The sequence below is a fragment of the Ralstonia mojiangensis genome, assembly GCF_023955645.1.
Taxonomy (GTDB): Bacteria; Pseudomonadota; Gammaproteobacteria; order Burkholderiales; family Burkholderiaceae; genus Ralstonia; species Ralstonia mojiangensis.
In genome coordinates this window covers 500453-520340 of record NZ_JAMXHU010000005.1, presented here as the reverse complement: position 1 = coordinate 520340, position 19888 = coordinate 500453, and the positions used below count along the sequence as shown (strand labels likewise).

Annotated in this window: 15 protein-coding genes and 1 riboswitch; of the genes, 10 read left to right on the top strand and 5 right to left on the bottom strand. The window is 64.7% G+C overall.

Features of this window, described 5'->3' with window-relative positions; genetic code table 11:
- Positions 1-245 precede the first annotated feature (245 nt).
- Positions 246-1739 carry an acyl-CoA synthetase gene (locus NG898_RS22775; protein ID WP_252694548.1) on the bottom strand — a complete coding sequence of 498 codons (1494 nt, stop codon included), beginning with the start codon at positions 1737-1739 and terminating at the stop codon, positions 246-248.
- Between the two features lie 333 nt (positions 1740-2072).
- Between NG898_RS22775 and NG898_RS22770 the strand changes: the two genes are divergently transcribed.
- The 4 genes from NG898_RS22770 (at position 2073) to NG898_RS22755 (ending at position 8305) form a co-directional block, all read left to right on the top strand.
- Complete coding sequence (locus NG898_RS22770; RefSeq protein ID WP_252694547.1) at positions 2073-4907, top strand: xanthine dehydrogenase family protein molybdopterin-binding subunit; 2835 nt, start codon at positions 2073-2075, stop codon at positions 4905-4907.
- The gene (locus NG898_RS22765) at positions 4904-5464 is read left to right on the top strand and encodes a (2Fe-2S)-binding protein (RefSeq protein WP_065854089.1); all 561 of its coding nucleotides are present in this window, start codon (positions 4904-4906) and stop codon (positions 5462-5464) included. Before NG898_RS22770 ends, NG898_RS22765 begins: the two co-directional genes overlap by 4 nt.
- On the top strand, positions 5464-6750 hold the full coding sequence (locus tag NG898_RS22760) for a cytochrome c (protein ID WP_252694546.1): 1287 nt from the start codon (positions 5464-5466) through the stop codon (positions 6748-6750). The genes NG898_RS22765 and NG898_RS22760 overlap by 1 nt, the downstream gene beginning before the upstream one ends.
- Positions 6751-6869: 119 nt before the next feature.
- Positions 6870-6947: riboswitch (Fluoride riboswitch) on the top strand.
- A gap of 77 nt (positions 6948-7024) precedes the next feature.
- Positions 7025-8305, top strand: a complete 1281-nt coding sequence (locus NG898_RS22755) for a voltage-gated chloride channel family protein (RefSeq protein WP_252694545.1) — start codon at positions 7025-7027, stop codon at positions 8303-8305.
- 39 nt (positions 8306-8344) lie between these two features.
- Here the strand turns inward: NG898_RS22755 and NG898_RS22750 are convergent, their stop codons facing one another.
- Positions 8345-9055 (bottom strand): IclR family transcriptional regulator, encoded by a 711-nt coding sequence (locus NG898_RS22750; protein ID WP_252694544.1) that lies wholly within the window; start codon positions 9053-9055, stop codon positions 8345-8347.
- A gap of 170 nt (positions 9056-9225) precedes the next feature.
- Here NG898_RS22750 and NG898_RS22745 point away from each other — a divergent pair, with 170 nt between their 5' ends.
- The 6 genes from NG898_RS22745 to NG898_RS22720 all read left to right on the top strand — a co-directional run bounded on the left by NG898_RS22745 (position 9226) and on the right by NG898_RS22720 (position 15591).
- The gene (locus tag NG898_RS22745; RefSeq protein WP_252694543.1) at positions 9226-9924 is read left to right on the top strand and encodes an RraA family protein; all 699 of its coding nucleotides are present in this window, start codon (positions 9226-9228) and stop codon (positions 9922-9924) included.
- Positions 9924-10871: an NAD(P)-dependent oxidoreductase gene (locus tag NG898_RS22740; RefSeq protein WP_252694542.1), complete on the top strand. Its 948-nt coding sequence runs from the start codon at positions 9924-9926 to the stop codon at positions 10869-10871. The genes NG898_RS22745 and NG898_RS22740 overlap by 1 nt, the downstream gene beginning before the upstream one ends.
- A gap of 5 nt (positions 10872-10876) precedes the next feature.
- Entirely contained in the window at positions 10877-11827 is a 951-nt protein-coding gene (locus NG898_RS22735; protein WP_252694774.1) for an SMP-30/gluconolactonase/LRE family protein, read from the top strand.
- 56 nt (positions 11828-11883) lie between these two features.
- Positions 11884-13251: an MFS transporter gene (locus tag NG898_RS22730; RefSeq protein WP_420803716.1), complete on the top strand. Its 1368-nt coding sequence runs from the start codon at positions 11884-11886 to the stop codon at positions 13249-13251.
- 76 nt (positions 13252-13327) lie between these two features.
- Positions 13328-14653 (top strand): MFS transporter, encoded by a 1326-nt coding sequence (locus tag NG898_RS22725; protein ID WP_092972279.1) that lies wholly within the window; start codon positions 13328-13330, stop codon positions 14651-14653.
- A 2-nt stretch (positions 14654-14655) separates the two neighbouring features.
- Entirely contained in the window at positions 14656-15591 is a 936-nt protein-coding gene (locus NG898_RS22720; protein ID WP_252694540.1) for an amidohydrolase family protein, read from the top strand.
- A 34-nt stretch (positions 15592-15625) separates the two neighbouring features.
- On the opposite strand, the gene aspA is transcribed toward NG898_RS22720, so the two are convergent.
- The 3 genes from aspA to NG898_RS22705 are packed head-to-tail and all read right to left on the bottom strand — an operon-like array spanning position 15626 to position 19823.
- Entirely contained in the window at positions 15626-17041 is a 1416-nt protein-coding gene (gene aspA / locus NG898_RS22715; protein WP_252694539.1) for an aspartate ammonia-lyase, read from the bottom strand.
- Positions 17038-18519 carry a cysteate racemase gene (cuyB, locus tag NG898_RS22710; RefSeq protein WP_252694538.1) on the bottom strand — a complete coding sequence of 494 codons (1482 nt, stop codon included), beginning with the start codon at positions 18517-18519 and terminating at the stop codon, positions 17038-17040. Before cuyB ends, aspA begins: the two co-directional genes overlap by 4 nt.
- The gene (locus tag NG898_RS22705; protein WP_252694537.1) at positions 18516-19823 is read right to left on the bottom strand and encodes a dicarboxylate/amino acid:cation symporter; all 1308 of its coding nucleotides are present in this window, start codon (positions 19821-19823) and stop codon (positions 18516-18518) included. Before NG898_RS22705 ends, cuyB begins: the two co-directional genes overlap by 4 nt.
- Positions 19824-19888: the final 65 nt, after the last annotated feature.

The window sequence follows — 19888 nt, the reverse complement described above, 5'->3', positions numbered from 1 at the left end:
AAGAGGCGCATGGGCGACATGCGCCGCGCTGGAGTCGACGCAGCCTGTTGCAGGCGCCTACGCAGATCGGATTGAAGCCGGGTTGAATTCTCTGCCTGCCAACTCGCATGGCAGCTAGGCTTTGGTGCCTTGCGTCAGATGGTTGTCACAACATCAAGTTCACGGAGCGCACGCTGTTCGCCAAGTCGGGCACGGCGCAGGAGGTGGTTGCTGTGTGACCGATGCCGGCAGCGGTTCGTGCGCCGTCATACGCGCCGCTGCCGGTCGCCCCACCATGCATCGCGCAGGCGGCGCTTGGCGATCTTGCCGTTGTCGTCGCGCGGCAGTGCTGTGGTGAATTCAATCTGGCGCGGGATCTTGAAGCCTGCAATCTGGCCGCGGAGCCACTCGATCACGGGTTCGGCCTGCGGGGCTTGGCGCTCGGTCTGGATCACAGCGACAAGGCGCTCGCCGTACTCGTCGTCGGGCACGCCGAAGACAGCGCAGTCGACCACATCGGGGTGGCGCAGTAGCGCATGTTCGATCTCGGCCGGGTAGATGTTCACGCCGCCCGAGATGACCATGTCCGATGCGCGGTCGCACACATACAGATAGCCGTCCGCATCGAGGTAGCCCATGTCGCCGAGCGTGACGAGGCCGTCGCGCTCGATCTTGCCGCGTGCTTCGTCATTGCCGCGGTAGGTGAAATCGGGATAGGCGGGTTGGTGGCTGTAGATCAGGCCGATCTCGCCGGTGAGGCAGGGCGTACCGTCTTCACGCAGGATGCGCACGCGTGCGTCGCACACCGGGCGGCCGGCGCTGCCCGGGCGGGCGGCGGCGTCGCGCGGGTCCATCACGGTGATCATGCCGGTCTCGCTCGACGCATACGTTTCGTAGATGACGGGGCCGAGCCAATCGATCATCTTGCGTTTGATTTCCGGCGCGCAGGGTGCCCCGGTGGAGGCTACGAAGCGCAGCGAAGACAGGTCGTAGCGGCTGCGTTCTTCGTCCGTCAACTTGAGCAGGCGCACATACATGATCGGCACGAGGTAGACGGTGTCGATGCGGTAGCGTTCGATCTGCTCAAGCACGCGCAGCGCATCAAAGCGCGCGTTCACCACCAGCAGCTCCGCCATCTGCGCAGCTTGCTGCGCGAAGAGGCTCGGCGCGCTGTGATACAGCGGCGCCGGCACCAGCGCACGGCAGCCCGGCACGATCCCGAACGTGGCTGCCACCACGGCACGCGCCTTCTGCAGATGCGCGTCGAGCTGATCGAGCGGCACGGCCTGGCGCACGACGCCCTTGGGCCGGCCCGTGGTGCCCGAGGTATAGGCCATGTGCCCGCGCGGCGATACCAGCGGCCCGTCGTACGGCGTCTGCAGCGCGAGCCAGTTGGCATAGCCGTCGGCGCGGTCGGTGCCTTCGGCATCCACGCGCAGCAGTTGCACGTGGGCCGGCAGCAGCGGTTCCGCCGCGTCGACGAGATCGCGATGGCCGATCAGTACCTTGGCACCCGAATCGCGCACGAGAAACTCCACCTCGGCCGGCGTGAAGTGCCAGTTGATCGGGCAGAAGTAGCACCCTGCGATGCGGCAGGCATGCATCACGTCGATGTAGGCCGGTGCATTGCGCAGCAGCACGCCGATTACGTCGCCCTCCTGCACGCCCATGCGGCGCAAACCGCCGGCAAGGGCGGCGCCCCGCGCGAGCAGCGTATCGGCATCGGTCGGGCGATCATCGAAGATCAGGCTGGCGGTCATGCGTGTCTCCTGCGCGAGGTCTCTGGTGGACGGCTGCTGAATCCATGCAGCATGCCGGATCGAACAGCCTTGAACAATCCATGGCCAATTGCGCACACTGGTGAATGGGATTGGACAACGTGTGCCCGGCGGCGCGAGCGGCGATGCTGAAATGCTGCATATGCACAAGAACGTGCCAAGGCAGATAACGTGCGGCAAATAAGCGGTATTCGTCACCTCGCCTTGTTTTGCGGCAACGTGCGCACCAAAATCGAAAGAGGCGCAGCCGCTTGCATCACCCGCACCTGGCCCGCCTCTCTTTCCCCACATCATCCTCCCCTCGAGGAAGAATTCATGCCGCTTACCCATCCGTCACGCCGCGCTTTTCTCAAAGCGACCGTCGTGGCCGGCGTCTCGGTGGTCATCGCACCGCTGGGCGGCCGCGCATTTGCGGCCCTGTTTGAAGAAAAGATCCTCACGCCTGTCCAGTGGGACCCGAAGACCGGTACGCCAAAATTCCGCATCGACGGCATTGCCAAGGTCACGGGCGACAAGGTCTTCGCACGTGACATCCGCTCGCGCGACATGCCGCACTGGCCGCAGCAGCAATCGCATGCGTTCATCCTGCGCACCACGCTGGCCGATCGCACGTACGAAGGGTTCGACCTGGGCCTGCTGGGCGACGAGCTCAAGCCCGATCGCGTGGTGACGGCAGACGACCTGGCGCGTGATGGCGTCGCCTTCCCCGCCTTCTATGGTGACGACATGCTGCTGCCCACGGGCAAGACGCCTGCCTACCTGGGCCACGCCGTCGCCATCCTGATCTATCACGACTTCGCGCGCTTCCGTTTTGCGAAAGACAAGCTCAAGTTCCAGGACAAGATCATCCGCTACGGCGCGCAGACCGGCCCGCTGGAGCGCGACCCCTGGGGCACCTTCCGCTTTGTGCGGGTGGGTGGGGCAGGGCCGTATGACGACGATGTGTTCTCCAGCCTGAAGAACGCGCCGATCTTTCCGAGCATGATGCGCAAGCACGAGCCCGTGTGGCCCGACGGCGTTGACCACGGCAAGCTCGGCGAGCAGGGCATCTTTTACGCCAACCAGATCGCCGCAGAACTCGACAAGCCACCGGCGGACTGGCTGGTGCTCGAACGCGAGTACAACACGCAATCGGTCGATACCGCCGCGCTGGAAAACGACAACGCCAACTGCTGGTACGACAGCACCACGCAGACGTTGCACATGGTCGTGCCCACGCAAAGCCCTGTGGAGGTGGGCGAGAGCGCGGCCGAGATGATCGCCAAGGCCCGCGGCGCGTTCCCGGTAAAGCAGGTGATCGTGCACCCGTGCTACACGGTCGGCTACGGCTCGAAAGACCACTACAACTTCCCGTTCTATGGCCTGGTGACGGCGCTCTATGCCGACGGCAAACCGGTGCGCCTGGCCAATGACCGCTACGAGCAGCTCCAGACTTCCATCAAGCGGCACGCATTCAAGATGCGGTACCGCATCGCCGTGGACAAGAAGACTGGCCTGTTCCAATCGTTCCAGGGCCACTTCGAGGCCAACGGCGGCGGGCGTGCCAATTTCTCGCCATCCGTGGCGATGGTGGGCGCGACGGCTGCACAGTCGATCTACTACTTCCCGAAGAACGACCTGACTGCCGTGGCGATTGCCTCGCGCGCCATCGACGCGGGCTCGGCACGTGGCTACGGCACGCTGCAGAGCATGGCCGCCACCGAGGTGATGGTCGACGAATTTGCCGAGCAACTGAAGCTCGACCCGATCGAGTTCCGCCTGAAGAACGCGCTGCGTTCGGGCATGAAGAACACGCAAGGCGCGATTCCTGCCGGCGCCATCCGCGTGGATGAAGTGCTACAGGCGGCCAAGGTGCACCCGCTGTGGGTGAATCGCGCGAAGAAGAAAACCGAGTTTGAAGCCGCCCACCCGGGCAAGCGCTACGGCGTGGGTTTTGCCTGCGTGCAGAAGGACTTCGGCACGGGCGCCGAGGCGTCGTTCGCCAAGGTGGAAATCCGCGCCGATGGGCAGATCACGCTGCACCACGTGGCAGCGGAAATCGGCACCGGCATGTCGACCTCGCAAGCCGTGGCCGTGGCACGCTGGCTGGGCCGCCCCGCAGCGGAAGTGCGCGTGGCGGTGACGGACTGGGCGGACCTGCCCGTTGTCACCAGCGGCGACCCGTACCTCATGAGCCAGGCCGATCAGGACAAGGCATCGGCCAACCCGCGCTGGTCTCCGGCGTATGCGTCGCCGTCGAGCGCGACCAACTCGGCGTATTACTTCACGCACAGCACGCGTGAGGCGGCGCGCATCGTCTTCATGCATGGCCTGTGGCCGGCTGCCATGGCGATCTGGAGCCAGGGTATCGGCGGCGGCCAGGCGGCTTCGCTGGTGGTGCGCGTGGAAGACGCGCGCTGGGTCGACGGCAAGCTCACGGCCGGCGGCCTGGAGGCGCTGCCCTATGAACAGATCGTCAAGAAGGCGCACGAGCTGGGCCTGGTGACGGGCGCGGTGGTGCACGTGTTCAACCGCTGGCAATGGTCGGAGGCCGATTTCGAAGTCAACGGCGCAGCCACGCGCGTGCCGATCGACGGCTTGTCCGTGCGCTACGGCGACGGTGCCGACGCCGCGCGCAAGGCCAGGATGACAACCCCCGGCGGGTATCACGTGCTGGATCGCAAGAAGGTCTACATCGCGCCGACGCAGCGCAACAACGCGTCGGTCACGTACTACAGCGCGGTCGGCACGCTGGTCGAACTGTCGGTGCATGAAGCCAGCGGCAAGGTCGATCTGCTGTCGCACCACACGATCATGGAGTGCGGCACGCAGATATCACCGCAGCTTGTGTCGGGGCAATTGCAGGGCGGGCTCGCCATGGGCATCGGCCACGCGCTGCACGAAGCGCTGCCGCTGTATGAAGACGGCCCCGGCAACGGCACGTGGAACTTCAACCGCTACCACCTGCCGCGCGCCAAGGACGTGGCGGTGTGGACGCAGACCGGCACGGTGCTGCCGCCCGTGTCGGAAACCGATCCGCCCAAGGGCATTGCCGAAGTGGTGATGATTCCGGTGGTGGGCGCCATTGTGAACGGCATTGCGCATGCCATCGGACACCGCTTCACCAGCCTGCCAGTGACCGCGGAAAAGATTCAGGAGGTACTGGCATGAGCAACACGACCATCACGACACAACCGCTCACCGTCCATATCAACGGCAAGGACGTTGGCCCCACGCAAGTGCCCGAGGGGCTGATGATGATCGACTTCCTGCACGAATACGCCGGCCTGACCGGCTCAAGGCTCGGCTGCGGGCAGGGCGTGTGCCGCGCGTGCACGGTCATCCTCGACAAGCCCGACGGCACCAGCGAAGAAGTGCGCACGTGCATTACCGGCGCGCATTTCTTCCAGAACAAGAAGGTCCGCACGGTGGAAGGGCACGCCAAGCGCGATGAGAAGGGCGAAGTGGTGTCGCTCACGCTCGTGCAGCAAAAGTTCCTGGAGCACTTCAGCTTCCAGTGCGGCTATTGCACGCCGGGCTTCGTCAACGGGGCGACGGTGCTGGTGGAGCGCCTCAAGCGCGAACCGGTAGCACGCGACAAGTTGGACGAGACGATTACCGAAGCGCTGAACGACCACATCTGCCGCTGCACCGGTTACGTGCGCTACTTCGAGGCCGTGAAGGACGTCGTTCTCAGCACGCCCGGACTTGTGAAGGACGGCAAGTGATGGCCATAGCTGAACTGACGCAATTCACTCAATGGACGCGAAAGGCGCTGCTGTCGCTGCTGGCCGCTGCGGCGTTGTCCGCCTGCGGTGACCGCTCCACCGATATCCCGCCCGCCGCCGACCAGCCGCCCCCAGCCAAGCTGACCGGCGCCGACCTGATCAACCGCGGCCGCGCCCTCGTGCGCGCAGCGGACTGCGCGGCCTGCCACACGGCCAAGGACGGTGCGCCGTTTGCCGGCGGCGTGGCGCTGGCCTCGCCGTTCGGCACTTTCTACGGCACGAACATCACGCCCGACAAGGAGCAGGGCATCGGCAAGTGGAGCGCGGACGATTTCTACAAGGCCCTGCACGACGGCGTCACGCCCGACAAGCACCTGTATCCGGCGATGCCGTACACGTCGTATCGCGGTCTGTCGCGCGGCGATACCGATGCGATGTACGCCTACCTGACACAGCAGGTGAAGCCGGCGGCCGTCGCCAACCGCGAGCATGCGCTGCGCTTTCCGTACAACATCCGCATCGCCATGGCGGGCTGGAACGTGTTCTTCCTGAAGAACGCGCTGCCCGACGCATCCGTCGGCAACACGGCGGCCTGGCAGCGTGGCCGGTATCTGGCCAACGCGTTGGGCCACTGCGCCGAATGCCACAGCCCGCGCGGGTTTTCCGGTCAGCTCGATAGCAGCAAGCCGCTTGCCGGCGCTGCACTGGGCCGCGTGGTCGCGCCGGACATTACGCCAGCCGGCCTAGCGACTCGTGGCTGGACGCTGGGCGCTCTGCAGACGTTCTTCAGCGTGGGCATCGCGCCGCAGGGCTCCGCGTTTGGTGAGATGTACCCGGTTGTCCACCTGAGTACGCAATACCTCAGCCAGGCGGATGTGGCGGCACTGACGACGTATCTGCTGGGCGATAAGGCGCCTGCGCCGCAACCGCTCAAGCCGGTGGCTGCCACGCCTGAGAATGTCGATCAGCTCAAGGCCGGCCGCAGGCATTACCTCGCCGTCTGCGCCGGTTGCCATGGCCGCGATGGCGAGGGCAAGCCCCACGTCGCTGTGCCGATGCTGGGCAACGCCACCGTGCGCAATGCCGACGCGCATAACCTGATCGTCTCGATGCTCGACGGCATTGAAGCGCAGCGCTTCCCGGGCACGGAAGCCATGCAGGAAATGCCCAGTTTTGCGCAGATGAACGATGCGGAGCTGGCCGATTTGGCCAACTACTTGCGGACCAGCTTTGGCGGGCAACCGGCCGATATCACCGCAGACCGCGTGAAGGGTTTGCGGCAGTAAGCGTTACCTCTGAAGCCAGAAAAGCCCGCCCGGGCGCGATGCCCGGGCGGGCTTTGTTCATGTGCGTCCCGCGGTGAGTGTTCCCGGTTGTGACAGCAGCTGCCTTCGGGCACAATCCTGAGCCTTGCGGAGATGGCATGCCTCCCTTAACCGCCGGGCTGCGAGTGACGCGTCCGGCTGATGATGCCTACAAGTTCCTGATCGAAGGAAGTTGTAGGCACACGCCCAAACGACGTTCTGTCGCTCAGGTTTGAGTTCTTCGAATCTGGTCATCATGAAGAAAATGGTTACACGTTCCGAGCCGCTGCTCATGTTCGGCTATCTGCTGCGCTGGCTCTCATTGGGGGCGCTTGTCGGCATGCTTGCGGGCTTGGGCTCCGCGGTATTGCTGCTGGCGCTGGACTGGGCCACCAACACGCGCACCGCCCATCCTTGGTTGCTGTGGTTCCTGCCCGTCGCGGGCCTTGCCGTCGGTTTGCTCTATCACTACACGGGGCGCTCGGTGGAAGGCGGCAACAACCTGCTGATCGACGAGATCCACGATCCGAAGCGGGTCGTGCCCAGGCGCATGGCACCGCTCATCCTGCTGGGTACCGTTGTCACGCACCTCTTTGGCGGGTCGGCCGGGCGTGAAGGCACGGCTGTCCAGATGGGCGGCAGCTTTGCGGACTACCTGACGCGGTTGTTCTCGCTGGCGCCGGCGGACCGGCGCATCTTGTTGATGGCGGGCATCAGCGCGGGTTTCGCATCGGTGTTCGGCACGCCGCTGGCCGGCGCCGTGTTCGGGCTGGAGGTGCTGGCGATCGGGCGTCTGCGTTATGACGCGATCCTGCCGTGCTTCATCGCGGCCATCGTGGGCGATCTGGTACCGCCGTTGCTGGGCGTGCACCACACGCCGTACGCGATTCCTTTTGTGCCGCATCTCACGCCGGTCGCGATCGGCTTGGTGGTGGTGGCCGGCATCGTTTTCGGTCTGGCGGGGATGACATTCGCGGCGCTCACGCACCGGCTCAGCCGCCTGTTGAAGCATCACATCGCCTTCGGGCCGCTGCGCCCGGTGCTGGGCGGCAGCGTGGTCGTGGCTGCGACCTTGGCGCTCGGTACAGACAAATACCTGGGCCTCGGCATTCCCGTCATCGTGGATGCGTTCCACAACCCGCTTCCGGCCTACGACTTTGCCGGCAAGGCGGCCTTCACGATCGTGACGCTGGCCTCGGGTTTCAAGGGTGGCGAAGTCACGCCGCTGTTCTACATCGGCGCCACGCTGGGCAATGCGTTGGGTTACGTGCTGCCGTTGCCCTTCCCGCTGCTGGCGGGCCTTGGGTTCGTGGCGGTGTTTGCGGGCGCCGCCAATACGCCCATCGCGTCGACGCTCATGGCGATGGAACTCTTCGGCCCCGAAGTCGGCACGTTTGCCGGCATTGCGTGCGTGGTGAGCTATCTCTTCTCGGGCCACACCGGCATCTATCACGCGCAGCGCATTGGACATGCGAAGCGCCCCGCCGACGCCGCGCCGGCTGGGCAAGCTCCGGCCGAATCTGCCGAGCGCTCTTAGCCCGCGGGCGCGAGCTTGGCTGCAAGCAGCGCCTTCACATCAAACACCGTAGACGCGTTCGCACAGCGCCGCACTTGCGCCGAGCTTGCGCGACAGGTCGGAAGCCGCCTGCAACTGCTTCGTGACGAAATCGCCAGTGGTGCGCGCCGCTTCGAGCCGAGAGGCCGCGCCCGATAGCGTGAGCGCGGCCATGAACTTGTCGCCGGAACCGAAGATGGGCGTGGCAAATGCCGCCGTGTGTTGATCGCGCGCGCCGGAGGTGAACAGCGGCAACTCCGGTGTCTCGTCATACAGCGCTTCACCCAGGCCCCAGTAGCGCAGCACATGGCTGATGGCCGTGTCGTCTAACGGAAGAGACGTACCGGGCAGGCGCGTCTCGCGCAGGCCTTCCGACGGTTCAGCGCGAAACAGGCACAGCCGCCGGCCGTGATCAATCACGTAGTACGATGCGCTCTCTCGCGTGGCTGCCGCCAGCGCGTGCAGCACCGGTTCCACCACGGAAGACAAGTGGAACGACTGCTCATAGAGCTTGCCGAGGTACAGCAGGCGCGGCCCGAGCGAGTACGCGCCCGACTCGGAGCGAATGACATAGCTCATGCGCTCCAGCGAGTTCATCAGCCGATACACCGTGGTCTTGTGCATGCCAGACGCCTGCGCCAGGGCCGCGAGTGAAAAGGCTTCCGCCCCCGGCTTGAAGCAATCCAGCAAGGCCAGCGCCTTTTCCACTGCGGCAACGCCGTCATTCCCCATTTCCAACCCCCCGAACGCATGAACGGCAGGATTGTACTACGTACAACGCTGTTGTATCTGGCGGAAGGGTAAACGCTACTGGATCGCCTCGCTTGCCCTGGCTATAGTGATTTCACTGAGTACACCATGGTTGTACAGAGTGCAACATCACAGACTGAGGCTAGCTTTTCATGAGTACCCCTTCACACACTACTTCCGCCATCGTTCGCGATATCGAGCGGGTCTCGCCCGCGCTGGTCGAGGCGGCTGCCCGCTTTCAGGCAGCCATCCTGGCCGACGTTGCCGGCCGCCGCGGCACCCTGAATGGCCGCGTCAAACCGCTCGCTCCGACGATGAAAGTGGTCGGCCCCGCCGTGACGGTTGAAGTCCGCCCCGGCGACAACCTTGCCATCCACGCCGCGCTCGCGGTCGCCAAGCCCGGTGATGTGATCGTGGTGGACGGCAAAGGCGACCAGAGCTGCGCGCTGATCGGCGAGATCATGGCCACGCAGGCACATGCCACGGGCATCGCCGGGTTTGTCATCGATGGCGCGGTACGCGATTCACACGAACTGGCGCACGGCACGTTTCCGATCTTTTCTGCCGGCTTGAACCCGTGCGGGCCGACCAAAAGCGTCGCCGGCCGCGTGAACCTGCCCGTGTCGGCTGCCGGCGCGACGGTGCACCCCGGTGACCTGGTGGTTGGTGATGCAGATGGCGTGGTCGTGATTCCGCGTGCCGACGTTGAGCGCATTCTCGTGCTCGCACAGAAAAAGGTGGACGCCGAAGCTGCCCGCATTGCGGCAATCCGCAAGGGCGATACGCGCCCCGGCTGGCTCGAGAAAGAACTGCGCGCCGCGGGCATGCTGGCTGAAGGCGAGGCACTGTAATGGGCACGACTGCAACCAAGCCTGTCCTGCTCGTCACGGCGGCTGACCTGGCACCGCAAGCATTGGAGATGCTGGGCGATTTCGAAGTCGTGTTTGCCGGCAAGCAGCCCACCGAAGACGACATCGTCGCGCTCTGCGCGCGGCACAAGCCGGTGGCGATCATCGTGCGCTACGGCAAGATCAACGCCCGCATCATGGATGCGGCCGGCAATCTGCAGGTGATCTCCAAGCATGGCAGCGGTATCGACGTCATCGATCAGGACGCCGCCGCGGCGCGTGGTATTGCGGTGCGTGCAGCAGTGGGGGCCAATGCCGCCGCCGTGGCCGAACATGCGTGGGCACTGATCCTGGCGTGTGCGAAGTCTGTCCCGCATCTCGACGCGCGCATGCATGCCGGGCATTGGGATAAGGCGACGCACAAGTCGGTCGAGCTGGATGGCCGCACGCTTGGCTTGGTCGGCTTGGGCGCGATCGGGCGCCGGGCTGCCGCGATTGGGCTGGCGTTCGGTATGCACGTTGTCGCATTCGACCCGTACGCCAAGGAGGCGCCTGCAGGCGTCAAGCTGGTGAGCCTGGGCGAGTTGTACGCACAGTCCGATGTGGTGTCGCTGCACTGCCCGTTGACCGCCGAGAACCGCAAGATGCTGAACCGCGACGCGTTCACCTGCTTCAAGCCCGGCGCGATTCTGGTCAACACGGCGCGCGGCGGCCTCATCGACGAACCGGCGTTGGTGGAAGCGCTGGCCAGCGGCCAACTCCGTGCAGCAGGGCTTGACAGTTTCGACGTGGAGCCGATGACCACGCCGCACCCGTTCCAGGGCGTTGCGAACATCATCCTGTCGCCGCACATCGGCGGCGTGAGCGACGCGGCCTACGTAAACATGGGCAAGGGCGCCGCGGCCAATGTGCTCGCAGTGATAGAGGAACGTGCCCGCACGGCGGCGTGATGTCCATGTTCCTGCTCTCGCCACCGGCGGTGCGTGAAGCTGAAGTCTTCACGCGCATGCCCGCGAAGTTTCGCAAGCCCGATGTCCAGACGGAATGGGCGCGCGCCAATCGCGGCGGGCAAGCCACCGATTCGTTCCTCGAAGGGCCGGTGTGGTGTCCGGACGGCCACGGCCACGGCCATCTGTACGTGACGGATATTCCGCACGGTCGCGTCTTCCGCATCTCGCCGGCGGGCGATTGGGAACTGGTGACCGAATACGACGGCGAGCCTAACGGCATGAAGTTCGTCGACGATGCGCACCTGCTCATCACCGATTACCGCAACGGGCTGATGCTGCTCGATATCAAGCGCGGCGAAGTCACGCCGTATCTGGAGCGCCGCAATTCGGAGCGCTTCAAGGGCGTGAATGATCTGACGTTCGACTCGCGCGGCAACCTGTACTTCACCGACCAGGGCCAGACGGGGCTGCAAGACCCGACGGGTCGCGTCTATCGCCTCTCGCCGGAAGGCAGGCTTGACATGCTGCTCGGCAATTGCCCCAGCCCCAACGGGCTTGTGCTGTCGCCGGACGAGAAGCTGCTGTACGTCGCCATGACGCGCGGCAACTGCGTGTGGCGTGTGCCGTTACAGGCCGATGGCTCCGTCAGCAAGGTCGGACAGTTCTTCACGTCGTACGGCCCGAGCGGCCCCGATGGTTTGACGATCGACACGGCGGGGCGGCTGTTCGTGGCCAACCCCGGACTCGGCCGCGCCTGGGTGCTGAACCACCGAGCGGAGCCAGACGTGATCGTGGCCAGCCCAGAAGGTGCGTCGCTCACGAACCTGTGCTTCGGTGGTCCCGAAATGAAGACACTGTTCATGACCGAATCGGTGTCCGGCACGGTGCTCAAGACCGAGATGGACATCGCCGGCCCGCTGCCGCATCGGGCAAAGCAGACAAAAGCCACGCCCTAGCCACAGATCATCGATACACAACCCCTAGCGCTCATAGAAGCGCGATGGAGGAGACCATGCAAATGTCCCAGACCTTGAGTGCCACCACGCCAGCGCATGGCGCGGATGTGCGCGCCGCCGCCACGCTGCCCGATGCGGACTACCAGGCGAGCGAACGCACGCTGGCCAAGGCATTCCGCCGCATCCTGCCGTTCATCTTCGCCTGCTATGTGATCAGCTATCTCGATCGCACCAACGTGGGGTTTGCCGCGCTCACCATGAACAAGGACATTGGCCTCACGGCCGAGCAGTTCGGGTTCGGGGCGGGACTGTTCTTCATCGGCTATTTCCTGTTCGAGATCCCGAGCAACCTCATCATGCAGAAGGTGGGCGCGCGCATCTGGATCGCGCGGATCATGATTACGTGGGGCATCTTCTCGATGGCCACGGCGTTCGTGGTCGGGCCCAAGAGTTTTGCGGCGGCGCGCTTTCTGCTGGGTCTTGCCGAAGCGGGCTTCACGCCTGGCATCTACCTGTACTTCACGCACTGGTTTCCGGGCAAGTGGCGCGCCAAGGTGACGGCTGCCTTCCTGGTCGGCATTCCGGTGGCGAACATGATCGGCTCCCCGATATCGGGTGCGCTACTCGAGCTCGGTGGCCTGCACGGGCTGCGCAGCTGGCAATGGCTGTTGCTGATCGAAGGGCTGCCGGCGGTTCTGCTTGGTATTGCGTGCCTGTTTGTTCTGGCAGACCGGCCGGAAAAGGCCACGTGGCTCAGGGACGATGAAAAGGCCGTGCTCGCGCGCCGCCTCGCCATGGAGCAACGCGACATCGCCAGCAAACACGGCTCGACCCTGCGTGATGCAATGACCAACTGGCGCGTCTTCGTGCTGGCGTTCATCAACTTCTGCGGCATCGTCGGCTCCATCGGCGTGGGCCTCTGGATGCCGCAGATCATCAAGCAGTTTGGTGTCGAGCACGCGGTGGTCGGCTGGCTGACGGCCATTCCGTACGCGATTGGGGCGGTGATCATGCTGTGGTGGGCTCGCGTGGCGAACCGCGCGCAGAACCGTATCCCCTATGTGGCCGGTGCACTGGTGGTTGCAGCGGCCGCGCTGGCGGCCAGCACCGCCGTTGATGCTCCGCCACTCAAGCTGACGGCGCTGTGCCTGACGGTGAGCGGCATCCTGGCGTTCCAGGCCACGTATTGGGCGATTCCCTCCACCTTCCTCACGGGCCGCGCGGCCGCGGGCGGCCTGGCGCTGATCGTTTCCGTCGGCAATCTCGGCGGCTTTGTCGGCCCGTCGATGATCGGTGCCATCAAGCAGTTCTCGCATGGTTTCACAGCCCCGCTGCTGGCGGTGTCGGCCGTGCTGCTCATCGGTGCGCTGTCCATCGCCTGGCTGGGCGACCCCGGCGCTGATGCCGGTGAAGCCACCCGCTGATCGCGCGATCGCAGTACCTTTCTTCCTAGACGTTCAAACAGCGCCGCGCAGCACACGACGGCGCCAGGAGACAAACATGCAAGTGACGGGCAGTACCGATGTCACCGAGATCGAGCAGCGGACCCTGCGCAAGGTGGTCTGGCGGCTCGTGCCATTTCTCATGCTCTGCTACCTGCTGGCTTTCATCGATCGCGGCAACGTAGGCATGGCCTCGCTGCAGATGAATCATGACCTCGGGCTGACGGCCCGCGTGTTCGGGTTTGGCAGCAGCCTCTTCTTTGTGTCGTATTTCTTCTTCGAGGTACCGAGCAATCTTGCGCTGCAACGCTACGGCGCGCGCATCTGGATTGCGCGGATCATGATCACGTGGGGCCTGATCTCGGCCGCGACGGCACTGGTGCAAGGCCCGGCATCGTTCTATGCGCTGCGCTTCCTGCTGGGTGCGGCGGAGGCCGGGTTCTTTCCCGGCGTGCTGCTGTATCTGTCGTATTGGATTCCGGCAACACACCGCGCCCGTATTGTGGCGACGTTCATGGTCGCGATTCCGGCGGCAAGCTTCATCGGCTCGCCCATCTCGGCTGCGCTGCTGCAGATGGACGGGTTTGCCGGCCTGCGAGGTTGGCATTGGCTGTTCATCCTGGAAGGCATTCCGACGGTGCTGCTCGGCATCGCCTGCCTGCGCCTGCTGACCAATCGACCGGAAGAAGCCAAGTGGCTGTCGAATGACGAGCGCCAGTGGCTCACGAATACGTTGGCCGGTGAAGCGCGCGGGCCGAAGAAAGTCGCGCAGATGCCGCTGGCGAAGCTGTTCTGCAATCGCTACGTGCTGTGCCTCGCCCTGGTGGACGTGTGCGCGTCGGCCGCCGGCAGCACGCTGTCGGTATGGCAGCCGCAACTCCTCAAATCGTTTGGGTTGACCGTCATGCAGACGGGGCTGCTCAACTCGGTGCCGTATGCGGTGGCTTCGGTGCTGATGGTGTTCTGGGGGCGCCGGTCCGACCGTCTGAAGGAGCGCCGCTGGCACACCGCCATTCCGATGCTGCTGATCGGCCTCGGCCTTTTTGGCACATCGCTGAGCGGGTCTCTTGTGCCAACCATGGTGATGCTGTGCGCGGTGCTGGTGGGTGCGTATTCGTTCAAGGGGCCATTCTGGGCGCTGGCTTCCGGCATGCTATCGAACAGCGCGGCCGCAGCGGGCCTTGCCACCATCAACGCGATTGCCAACCTCATTGGCGGCGGCCTGATGGTGAACGTGTACGGTTGGGTCAAGCAGGCCACCGGCAGCTACGCGTTGGCGCTGATGCCGTTGGCGCTGCTGACGCTGGTGAGCGTGATGACGCTGCTGCTGTTGAGCCGCTCGAAGCCCGAGCCGCAGGTGCTGAACAAGACGGAGACCGCCTGACGATGCACGCGCTCAATAGAAGACGGTTCCTGCAGATGGCAGGCGCCGGCGCCGTGGCGGCGGCCGTTCCCGCGCTCTCCGGGGCGGCGGAAGAGTTGTGGTCCAGCGGCAGCAACCCGCCGACCTTCAACTTGCCGGCCGGCGCCGTGGATTGCCACATGCACATCTACGATGACCGATTCCCCAGCGCCCCAGGCACCACGCTGCGACCGCCCAACGCGAGTATCGAGCAGTACCGCAAGGTGCAGGCGCGCTTGGGCGTGCAGCGCAACGTGGTTGTCACGCCGTCGACATACGGAACGGACAACCGCTGCACGTTGGATGCGCTGAAGCGTTTTGGGCCCAATGCGCGCGGCGTCGCGGTGGTCGATACCTCCGTGACCGATGCTCAGCTTGCGGAAATGCACGCAGCAGGTGTGCGGGCCATCCGCTTCAACCTCAGCTATCCGGGGGCCACCACCGTCGACATGCTTGCGCCGCTGGCGTCTCGCATCGGCGCACTTGGGTGGCATATCGAGCTTGTCGTGCAGGGCGCGAAGCTGCCCGCGCTGGAGCCGCATCTGCTTGCGCTGCCGTGTCCGCTGGTCATCGACCACATTGCACATGTTCCGCAGCCGGGCGGCATGCAGTCCGACGCCATGCGCACAGCCCAACGCCTGATCGACAAGGGAAACACGTGGATCACGCTGTCCGGTCCATACGTCGATACCAAGACAGGTGCTCCAGCCTATGCGGACGTAGAGCCCGTGGCCAAGGCATTCATCAACATGGCGCCCGAGCGCATGCTCTGGGGCACTGACTGGCCGCATCCGACCGAGAAGACGCAGAAGCCCGACGATGCTGCGCTGGTCGACACGATTGCCATGTGGATCGGGCGTGCGGATTGGCAACAGATGATCTTTGTCGCCAATCCGGTGAAGCTTTACGGCTTCGGTTGACCGATCCCTTTTCGGCTCTGCGGCCTCGGTTCGGTCAAATCGCCCGGGCCGCCGTCACCGCGCGCGGCTGGGCCAGCATGTCCGGCTGCAGAATCTCATCCAACGCCTCGCGGCTGAGCAGGCGTTTGTCCAGCACGAGCTGATACACGCTGGTGCCGCTGATGAGCGCCTCCTGCGCAATCGCCGTCGCATTCGCATATCCAATGTGCGGATTGAGCGCGGTAACGATGCCGATCGAGTGCTCCACATTGGCGCGCAGGTGCGCCTCGTTGGCGGTAATGCCGTCGACGCACTTTTCCGCCAGCGTCAGGCACCCGTTGCGCAGGTGCGAGACGCTCTTGAACAGGCTGTGCGCAATGATGGGCTCGAAGGCGTTGAGCTGAAGCTGCCCGGCCTCAGCGGCGAAGGTGACGGTCAGGTCATTGCCGATCACCTCGAACGCAATCTGATTGACGACTTCCGGAATCACCGGGTTCACCTTGCCGGGCATGATGCTCGACCCCGCCTGCATGGGCGGCAGGTTGATCTCGCCCAGCCCCGCGCGCGGGCCGCTGGAGAGCAGCCGCAGGTCGTTGCAGGTCTTCGACAGCTTGACCGCCGTCCGCTTGAGCACGCCCGAGAGCTGAACGAACGCGCCCACATCCTGTGTGGCCTCCACCAGGTTGTGCGACGTCACCAGCGGAATGCCCGTGATTCGCGCCAGATGCCGGCAGACCGCGGCCGCATAGTCCGGATGCGTGTTGATGCCCGTGCCGATCGCCGTGGCACCCAGGTTGATCTCGCGCATCAATGCCGCGGCTTCGGCCAGGCGCTCCTGGTCTTCGCCCAGCATGACGGCATAGGCGCTGAACTCCTGGCCGAGTGTCATCGGCACGGCGTCCTGGAGCTGCGTGCGGCCCATCTTGAGCACGCCGCGGAATGCCTCGGCTTTGCGCTCGAATGCTTGCCGCAATACGCCCATGGCCTCGATCAGGGCCAGGACGCCCTCGTGCGCGGCAATCCGCAGCGCGGTCGGATAGACGTCGTTCGTGCTCTGGCTCAGGTTGACGTGTTCGTTCGGGTGCAGGTGCTGGTAGTCGCCGCGCGCGTGGCCAAGAGACTCCAGCGCCAGGTTGGCAATGACCTCGTTGGCGTTCATGTTGGTGGACGTGCCTGCGCCACCCTGGATGACATCGACGACGAAATGCGCGTGTGCTTCGCCCGCCCGCACACGCTCGCATGCGTGCACGATCGCGTTGGCATGCAGGCTGTCCAGCAGCCCCAGCTCATGGTTGGCCAGCGCTGCTGCAGCCTTCACGCTGGCCAGTGCGTTGAGCAATTGCGGGTAGACAGAAATGGGGGTGCCGGTAATCGGAAAGTTCTCCAGCGCGCGCAGCGTGTGGACGCCGTAATAGGCATCGCTGGGGATTTCGCGGTCGCCGAGCAGGTCGTGTTCGATACGGTGGGTCATGTCGTTTGTAATGAAGCGTTGGAATGCGATGGAGAAGGGTGGGCGAGGGCGCGCGCAACGCAGTGCTGCGCCAGAACATCGGTCGGGTCGATCAGCGTGACGAGCCGGCCTTCAGATGTGTTGACGCTAGCGTGCGGCAGCAGCAGCGGCAGTTCCGTACAGCCGAGAATCACGGCCTCGACGCCGCGCGCTGCCAACTCGTCAATGGCAGCCATCAGATCGTCAACGCAGGCGCCTGCGGTGAAGCCCGCTTTCACGCCCTGCGGCCCGTAGATGGCGTTCATCACACGGGCTTGCCGCTCGGTGCTGGGCACCACTTGCTCAAGGCCCGCCGCCTCCAGCGCCTTGCTGTACACGCCGCTGGCCACCGTGCCGGAGGTCGCCAGCAGGCCGACCTTGCGCAAGGCCGGAAGCGTTCGGCGGATATGCTCGGCCGTCACGGTCAGCATGTTGACGATCGGGATGCTGAGATACGGCTGTACGCGCTCAACGTATGCATGTGCCGTGTTGCACGGAATGGCGATGATGTCGGCGTCGCCCGCCTCCAGCTTGCGGCAGGTGGCGTACAGCGAGATGGTCGGGTCCGGACCTTCGCCGATGAGGTTTTCGGTGCGGTCGGGAATCTGCGGGTTTTGCTCGACCAGCAGCTTGATGTGGTCCTGATCGCGCGTGGCCGGCGTGTTACGCACGATCTTCTGCATGAAGTCGACCGTGGCTGCGGGCCCCACGCCGCCCACCACACCCACCTTGAACAGCTTGCCAGGCGCATCGTGTTGCCCCGACACCACGTACTGCGCGTAGGCCAGGTTGGAATCGACGATGGGCATGCCAAGGGGCCCAAGCTCGTCGAGCACCAGGGCGATCTCGGTCAGTCCCGGCAGGATCAGGTCGACACCCTGGTCAACAAGGTCCGCGCAGGCGTCGCGCAACAGCCCGATGGGGCGCCCGCGCAGGTTGCCGCTTTTGATCCCGTCGGGGGCGTACACCGCTTCGGTCACGCGATCGATGCCGTCAACGCGCGGGTGGACGACGTCGAACTCGGGCGCATTGAAGTAGCGCTCGAACAAACGCTTGCTGCGCGTGGTGTCCGAAGCGAGTACCCCGATGCGGTGCGCGGCCGGAAACTTGCGCCGCACGTGGCTGCGTAGTCCCGCCATCATGTCGACGATCGGCAACGGCGAATTGGCGGTCAGCTCGTCGATGAAGGTGTGGCTCAAAAAGCAGGGCAGCACCACCGCCCCGATGCCGCGCCGCTGGAAGTCGCGGATCAGATCGAAGATGTAGAGCTTGCGCTCCGTGGTGGCTGCCGTCGTGTGGCCCGCCTGAGAAAACGGATGCTGCTCGAACACGATGTCGAGATGCTCGGCATCGGTGCTGGCCGGGGTGGACTGGATCAGCTTGAAGAACACGTCTGCGCTGGCCAGCGCCCCCAGCCCACCAATCACGCCCAGCGAGCGACGCGCATGCGGTGTTGTCATTTCACTTCGCCCGGAATGCCAGAAACGCCCGAAACGTTGGAGATGCCGGCGAAATCCTGCGTCTGCTCACGTGCGGCGCGGCGCGCTTCCCACTTGGCGATGGCCGTGGTGGCGATGCTGTTGCCGACCACGTTGGTGGCGGTGCGGCCCATGTCCAGGATCTGGTCGATGGCCAGGATCAGCACCACGCCCGAGGGCGGCAGATGGAACATCGGCGCCACCGCTGCCACCACCACCACCGAACCGCGCGCCACGCCAGCCATGCCCTTGCTGCTGATCATCAGCACCAGCAGCATCAGGATCTGCTGCGACAGCGGCATCTCGATGCCGAACGCCTGTGCGATGAAGAGCGCCGCGAACGCCTGGTACATCATCGAGCCATCCAGGTTGAACGCGTAGCCCAGCGGCAGCGTGAAACCGACGACCTTCTTGTCGACGCCAAAGGCCTCGAGCTTTTCGGTCAGACGCGGGTAGGCGGCTTCGCTGCTGGCGGTGGAGAACGCCAGCATGGCCGGCTCGCGAATCGCCTTGAGCAACGCCCACGTTTGGCGCCCCAGGAAGATGTGGCCGATGCCGATCAGGATGGACAGCAGCAGCGCCAAGCCCAGATAGAAGCTGCCGACCAGCTTGCCGTACGTCGTCAGCACATCGAGCCCATGCAGCGTAATAGCCGAGGCAATGGCGCCGAACACGCCGATGGGCGCCAGCGCCATGACGTAGTCGGTCAGCTTGAGCATGGCCGGCACGAGGGCATCGATGGTGCGCGACAGCGGCGCGATACGTTCATCGCCCTTGAGCACGCCCAGCACCACGCCAAAAAACACCGAGAACACCAAGATCTGCAGGATGTCGTTGCGTGCCATGGCATCCAGCACGCTGGTGGGGAACGCGTGGGTGATGAAGTCCTTGAAGTTCAGGCCGGCGGTGTTCAGGCCGGTGGCAACATCAGCGGCGTTGGGTGTCATGTTCAGACCCGCTCCCGGCTGCAGCACGTTGGCCAGCACAAGCCCCAGCGCCAGCGAGATCAACGACGCGCAAACGAACCACGTGACCGAACGCAAACCAATTCGGCGTACGGCCTGCGTGCCCTCCATGCCAGCCAGGCCCGAGACCAGCGTGGCGAATACCAGCGGCGCGATGATCATCTTGATCAGCCGCAGGAAGATGTCCGTGATGATGGAGAAATAGCCGGCGATGGCTTTGGCGGCATTGGCGTCGGGTGCGAGCTTGTGGCACGCATAGCCCACGGCGATACCCAGCAGCATGCCTGCCAGGATGGTTGCGGTAAGGCGATTCTTTTTCATGGTGCTCCGTCCAGTGAGGTCTCTTGCCGGAATCGGAGAACACCGAATCCGTGGCCTTTCGCATG

Bases quoted from the DNA above. Each gene is read 5' to 3' on its own strand.
- NG898_RS22750 (WP_252694544.1), bottom strand. From the start codon at position 9,055: ATGGGGAATGACGGCGTTGCCGCAGTGGAAAAGGCGCTGGCCTTGCTG.
- cuyB (WP_252694538.1), bottom strand. From the start codon at position 18,519: ATGACAACACCGCATGCGCGTCGCTCGCTGGGCGTGATTGGTGGGCTG.
- NG898_RS22765 (WP_065854089.1), top strand. From the start codon at position 4,904: ATGAGCAACACGACCATCACGACACAACCGCTCACCGTCCATATCAAC.
- NG898_RS22735 (WP_252694774.1), top strand. From the start codon at position 10,877: ATGTTCCTGCTCTCGCCACCGGCGGTGCGTGAAGCTGAAGTCTTCACG.
- NG898_RS22775 (WP_252694548.1), bottom strand. From the start codon at position 1,739: ATGACCGCCAGCCTGATCTTCGATGATCGCCCGACCGATGCCGATACG.
- NG898_RS22725 (WP_092972279.1), top strand. From the start codon at position 13,328: ATGCAAGTGACGGGCAGTACCGATGTCACCGAGATCGAGCAGCGGACC.
- NG898_RS22730 (WP_420803716.1), top strand. From the start codon at position 11,884: ATGCAAATGTCCCAGACCTTGAGTGCCACCACGCCAGCGCATGGCGCG.
- NG898_RS22770 (WP_252694547.1), top strand. From the start codon at position 2,073: ATGCCGCTTACCCATCCGTCACGCCGCGCTTTTCTCAAAGCGACCGTC.
- NG898_RS22760 (WP_252694546.1), top strand. From the start codon at position 5,464: ATGGCCATAGCTGAACTGACGCAATTCACTCAATGGACGCGAAAGGCG.
- NG898_RS22720 (WP_252694540.1), top strand. From the start codon at position 14,656: ATGCACGCGCTCAATAGAAGACGGTTCCTGCAGATGGCAGGCGCCGGC.
- NG898_RS22755 (WP_252694545.1), top strand. From the start codon at position 7,025: ATGAAGAAAATGGTTACACGTTCCGAGCCGCTGCTCATGTTCGGCTAT.
- NG898_RS22705 (WP_252694537.1), bottom strand. From the start codon at position 19,823: ATGAAAAAGAATCGCCTTACCGCAACCATCCTGGCAGGCATGCTGCTG.
- aspA (WP_252694539.1), bottom strand. From the start codon at position 17,041: ATGACCCACCGTATCGAACACGACCTGCTCGGCGACCGCGAAATCCCC.
- NG898_RS22740 (WP_252694542.1), top strand. From the start codon at position 9,924: ATGGGCACGACTGCAACCAAGCCTGTCCTGCTCGTCACGGCGGCTGAC.
- NG898_RS22745 (WP_252694543.1), top strand. From the start codon at position 9,226: ATGAGTACCCCTTCACACACTACTTCCGCCATCGTTCGCGATATCGAG.